Source organism: Streptomyces boncukensis, from assembly GCF_011045075.1.
In the GTDB taxonomy this organism is placed as follows: Bacteria; Actinomycetota; Actinomycetes; order Streptomycetales; family Streptomycetaceae; genus Streptomyces; species Streptomyces boncukensis.
The window spans coordinates 1-4,992 of record NZ_JAAKZZ010000515.1 but is presented as its reverse complement, the minus strand read 5'-3'; the positions used below and the strand labels follow the sequence as shown (position 1 = coordinate 4,992).

At 73.4% G+C, this 4,992-nt stretch carries 4 protein-coding genes and 1 tRNA gene; 2 read left to right on the top strand and 3 right to left on the bottom strand.

Annotated features, from left to right (window positions below; all coding sequences use genetic code 11):
• Window positions 1-733 precede the first annotated feature (733 nt).
• Window positions 734-805, bottom strand: a tRNA-Val gene (locus tag G5C65_RS30980).
• 161 nt (window positions 806-966) lie between these two features.
• Here G5C65_RS30980 and G5C65_RS30975 point away from each other — a divergent pair.
• Window positions 967-2,226, top strand: a complete 1,260-nt coding sequence (locus G5C65_RS30975) for a coiled-coil domain-containing protein (RefSeq protein WP_206442462.1) — start codon at window positions 967-969, stop codon at window positions 2,224-2,226.
• Window positions 2,227-2,348: 122 nt separating this feature from the next.
• Window positions 2,349-2,936 (top strand): DUF4383 domain-containing protein, encoded by a 588-nt coding sequence (locus tag G5C65_RS30970; RefSeq protein ID WP_241266191.1) that lies wholly within the window; start codon window positions 2,349-2,351, stop codon window positions 2,934-2,936.
• 51 nt (window positions 2,937-2,987) lie between these two features.
• On the opposite strand, the gene G5C65_RS30965 is transcribed toward G5C65_RS30970, so the two are convergent.
• Both G5C65_RS30965 and G5C65_RS30960 read right to left on the bottom strand, forming a co-directional pair.
• Window positions 2,988-3,815: an HAD family hydrolase gene (locus G5C65_RS30965; RefSeq protein WP_165302368.1), complete on the bottom strand. Its 828-nt coding sequence runs from the start codon at window positions 3,813-3,815 to the stop codon at window positions 2,988-2,990.
• The coding region (locus tag G5C65_RS30960) for a cysteine protease StiP family protein (RefSeq protein ID WP_165302367.1) at window positions 3,812-4,992 on the bottom strand (1,181 nt) is incomplete at its 5' end. The genes G5C65_RS30965 and G5C65_RS30960, both read right to left, overlap by 4 nt.

Sequence of the window (4,992 nt, the reverse complement as noted above, 5' to 3'; positions counted from 1 at the left end):
GCACCCGGCACACCCGGCACACCGGGCGGATCGACGGCGACGCCGTCGCCATAGTCCGGCCCTACGTGCGGTGGGCGGAACGGGAGGGGCTGGGACCGTGCTCGGGCCCGGACACCCCGCAGCTCCGGGACGCAAGCCGCGGAGGCGGGGAGAGGAGTGCGCTGTGCTCCGCGTGCGGAAGGCCGTTGTGACAGGCGAGTTCGTGCGCGTGCCACTGTCCGAAACGCATCGGCAAGTGCCAGCAGCACATCACTTTTACGAGTACGTGAAAGACCGGACGGGTAGTTGACGACGTCGTCCGCTCGTGTAGCGGGCATTGACCCGGCGCTCAGGTGCACATGCATCCACCTTGGACGCGCCGAGAGGCGCCGCTCCGTGCGGCGTCGCCGCCCCAGTTCCTCTTGTCGAGGGGCTGGGGCGGTTTACGTTGGACTCGTAGTGCTCCCCACCGGTCTGTTCGGTGGGGAGCACTCCCCGCGACTGTGTACCTCCCCGTACAGCAGCACGCGGGCCCGTGAGGGCATGCATCTGGAGTGCCGGAATTGGGAGCGGCACATCCCCCTCTGCGTCCCACAGTATGCCTGGGCAACGTGTGACGCGCGCACACCTCTGGATCGTCGGGGTGTCGCCCTCTGGGGGATGTGGACTTTATGCGGACTCTGATCATGAAGTGGCTCCCGCCGAAGATCTCGACGGGAGCCACTTCAGTACTCCGACCTGCTACCTAATCCGGTGGGCACGACTGGGTTCGAACCAGTGACATCCTGCTTGTAAGGCAGGCGCTCTGCCGCTGAGCTACGCGCCCGGAAAGGGGAATGTCAGCCTACCCCGTCCCCGTGCCGCCCGTGCAAACGGTCCGCGGGCCCGCCGGCCGTGAACGAACTGGCCCGTGTGTTCGTTGTCCCCGGGTGGGAGAATGGCGACCGACCCACTGGCCGCGGCACCGGGAGAGGATACGTGACGGCGATGAACGGCGGCGGGACCCGCCGCTGGGGCTGGGGCAGCGGCCGTGCGGAGAATCTGCGGGCCGACGCGCAGGCAGCCAAGGACGCCGCGGCCGCGGCCTTCTACGAGCTGGACACCGCCCAGCGCGATCTGCGGATCTCCATCGAGACCATCAGCGCCGTCGACAACTCGCCCCCGGCCCGCAAGGCCGCCAGGGACTTCGCGGAGTTCGGAAGCCGCATCGACCACGTCAGCCACGACTACATCACCGTCGTGGACTCGCACGACCTCGACCGGGACGACCTGGACGCCGGCGCTGCGGCCCGCGCGCGGGCCGAGCTGGACCGGACCAAGGGGGAGCTGGAGCGGGTCAAGGGGGAGCTGGAGCGGTTCGGGGCGAGTCTGGGGCCGCTGCTCACCCAGGCGGAGAACGAGCTGGCGCGGCTGGCGCCCGCCGTGGAGCGGGCCCGCCAGGCGCTGCTGGCGGCGAGCGGGGCGCTGGACCGGGTGCGCGGCTCCGGCCTGCGCGCCGACGATCTCGCCGGCCGGCTCGCCGCCCTCTCCCCGGACCTCACGAAGCTGAACGAGGGCGCGGGCCAGCACGGTGTGCAGGAGACCGTGCAGCGCGCCCACCGGGTGGTGCGCGAGGCGGAGGTCATCCAGGGGGAGGCCGAGCGGCTGCCTACGATGGCGGCGGAGATCGACAAGCGGCTCTCCTCGCTGCGCACCCGCGCCCAGGCGCTGCACACCCGCGCGGGCCAGGTGGATCCCGTGCTCAGCGAGCTGCGCCGGCGGTTCAGCGCCGCCTGCTGGCAGGACCTGCAGCGGGTGCCGGAGGAGGCCGAGCGGTCCGTGCGGCAGGCGGACGAGAAGCTGGCCGCGGCCCGCAAGGCGCGCGAGGAGCAGCGCTGGGCGGACGCGACCTCGCTGCTGTCCACCGTCCGGGCGCTGCTGAACACCACGGACGAGGCGGTGAAGGCCGCCGGGGAGCGCCTGCAGCGGCTCAACGAGGTCTCGCACGACCAGACGGCGGAAGTCGAGCGGACGCGGTTCGCGATCCGCGACGCGCAGCGGCTGGCGATGGCGGGCCGCAACACGCCCGACCCCCGGCACGCGGCGCCGCTGGACGGCGCCGTGGAGCGGGTGGACCGCGCGGTCGCCTCGCTGACCGGGCGCCATCCGGACTACTGGCATCTGCTGACCGAGCTGGACGCCGTGAAGGAGACGGTGCAGGGCGTGGTGGACCAGATCCGGCAGGAGCGGGCCGGCGGCGGCCGCTGAGCGGCCGCACAGGGATAGGCGCCGCCGGGTCGCGGCTCCGCGGTTGATGCCCGGGAGCTGCGGGCGGATGCTGGGGAGTGAGTGCCGGGCGCCTCCGGAACCGTATGCGAGGAGGCTTGATCATGGCCGTCCTTCACCACCCGCCGCTCCCCCGGCGGCACCGCTTCCATCTGGACGAGCACCTGCCCGTCGACCACAAGCTGAGCCGGGTCTACCGGGTCGGCGCGGGGCTCATCGGACTCGTGCTGCTGGCGTTCGGGATCCTGGGCCTGCTCGACAAGGTCGGGTTCTTCGACACCAGGGGGGACACCGTCGCCGGGCTCAACACCAACGGGGCGCTGAGCGTGCTGTCCATCGTGGTCGGCACGCTGCTCTTCCTGGGCATGGTGCGCGGAGGGAACTTCGCCTCCAGCCTCAACATCACGCTCGGCGGGCTCTTCCTGCTGAGCGGGTTCGTCAACCTCGCCCTGCTGGAGACCGGGCTGAACTTCCTCGCGTTCCGCATCCAGAACGTGCTGTTCAGCTTCGTGGTCGGGGTACTGCTGCTGCTCTTCGGAATGTACGGGCGGGTGGGGAGCGCCCTGCCGCACGACAACCCGTACTGGCGACAGCGCCACCCCGAGCAGGCCGAGCGCGAGGAGCGCGCCCGCGCGGAGTCCCGCGGCGACGCGCTGCACCGCAGCGCCTCCGTGCACGGCGGTCACCTGTAGGGCCCCGAAGGGGCGCGGGGAACTGCGCGCCAACTGCGCCAGCGGACCCGGCTAGCCGACCAGGGCCCCGGTCACCTCCCGCAGAATCCGCTCGCCCGCCAGCACGCCCCGCTCCGCCAGCGCACTGACCCGCGGCGCGGTCCAGCCGCTGTCCGCGAGTTCGCCATGCCCCGGCCGCCAGGCCCGGTCGGCGGCGGCCAGCAGATCGGCGTCGAGCAGTGCGTCGCCCGCCGCGTAGGTGTACGGGGCCCCGGTGCGGCGCGCGATCTCGGCGACCGCGCCGCTCTTGGTGAGGGCGCGCGGTACGGCGTAGAGCTTGCGCCCCTGGAGGGAGATGCCCCAGCCGCGCGGTTCCGCCCAGTCCGCCAGCTCCTTGACCCAGGTATCGGGCAGCCGCGCGCGATCCACCACCAGATAGGCGAACAGTTCCTCGGCCTCCCGCTCCTTGAGCAGCCAGTCCGCGTGCGCCGTGCCCCGCATCCGGGCGCTCACCTCCGCGAGGGGGGCGCACTCGGTGAGGGAGCGGCGCACCCGCGCGTGCCAGACGGGGTCGCTCTCGCCGTCGACGAGCAGATGGCCGCCGTTGGCGCACACCGCGTAGCGCGGCTCAGGGCCGGGCAGCCGGACGCGCCGGTACTGCGCGCGGGTGCGCGTGGTGGTCGGAACGACGGCGCAGCGGGCCGCCAGTGCGGCCAGCAGCGCGGCGGCGTCCTCCGTCATATAGGACAGCGGCGCGCCCTGGTAGGTCTCGACGCACAGCAGCCGGGGCGCCTCGGCGTCCGGAACGGTGAGGGAGAGCGCCGCCGCCGAGTAGATCAGCGTGCGGTCGAGGTCGCTGGCGAACAGCGGCGGGGGGTCGGTGCGGGGCGTGCGGCTCATCCGGCGGCCTTTCCGTCGGCGCCGGTGGCGCCGCGCGTGTAGCGGGGGTGGATCAGTCCGACGCACGAGTACGGCAGCCCGTCGGCCTCCTCGACGGGCACCCCGCGCTGCCCGGCGAGCAGCCGTACGTGGTCCAGCTCGGCGCCGGCGCCCCGGCGGGCCAGCACCCGCCAGGGCACCCGGCGCAGCAGCACCCGGGTGGTCTCCCCGACCCCGGGCTTGACGAGGTTGACGTCCCCGATGCCGTACTCGGCGCTGATCCGCTCCACGGCCCGCCAGCCCTCCCAGGTGGGGGTGCGGTCGGCGGCGCGCAGCGTCCGTACGTCCCGCTCGGCCTGCGCGCGGACGGCGTCGAAGTGGCGCTCGACGGCCTGGAGGAAGAGCCCGGACACATCGGCGCCGGCCAGGTCGCGGTAGAACTTCGCGCCGTGGAAGTCGTCGGGGCCGACCAGCCCGGCGCGCAGCACGGTGCGGGATATCAGCCCGGACACCGTGGAGTTGAGGCAGGCGGAGGGGATGAGGAAGTCCTCGCGGGTGCCGTAGGTGCGTACGCAGGAGCCGGGGTCGGCGAGCACCGCGAGCTCGGGGTCGAAGCCGGGGAACGGGCGCAGCGCGTCGGCGAGTTCGCGGGTGATGGCACCCTTGCCGGTCCAGCCGTCGACGAAGACCACGTCGGCGGGGTCGTGGTGGGCGGCGAGATAGCGCAGCGCGGTGGTGTCGATGCCCCGGCCGCGCACGATGGAGACGGCGTAGTGCGGCAGCTCCCGGCCGTGGGTGTGCCGCGCCCAGCGGCGCATCAGCACGCCGACCGGCGTTCCGGCGCGCGCGAGGGAGACCAGCACGGGGTGTGCGCCCCGCTCGGCGAGCACGGTCTCGGTGACGGTGCCCACGGCCCGTGCGATGCGGGCCGCCGAGGTGTCGAGGGCCGCGTGGAACAGCCGCTGGTACTCCTCGCTGGGCTGGTACTCGACGGGCAGCGACTCGGCGTAGTGCGCGCCCCCGCGCTGGATCGCCTCCTCCCGCTCCTCCGTGGGCGCCTCCAGCTCGACCCCGGAGAGATCCTGCAGCAGCCAGCCGACGTCGGCTGCGGGGTACGAGGAGAAGGCGGGTCCGCGGAGCGGGAGGGGGCCGCTCCAGGGCTCCGCCTCCCCGGCGCCCCCGGGGGCCGGGGGTGCCG

Excerpts from the sequence above, each read along its gene's own strand:
- G5C65_RS30975 (WP_206442462.1), top strand. The coding sequence starts at position 967 with ATGAACGGCGGCGGGACCCGCCGCTGGGGCTGGGGCAGCGGCCGTGCG.
- G5C65_RS30965 (WP_165302368.1), bottom strand. The coding sequence starts at position 3,815 with ATGAGCCGCACGCCCCGCACCGACCCCCCGCCGCTGTTCGCCAGCGAC.
- G5C65_RS30970 (WP_241266191.1), top strand. The coding sequence starts at position 2,349 with ATGGCCGTCCTTCACCACCCGCCGCTCCCCCGGCGGCACCGCTTCCAT.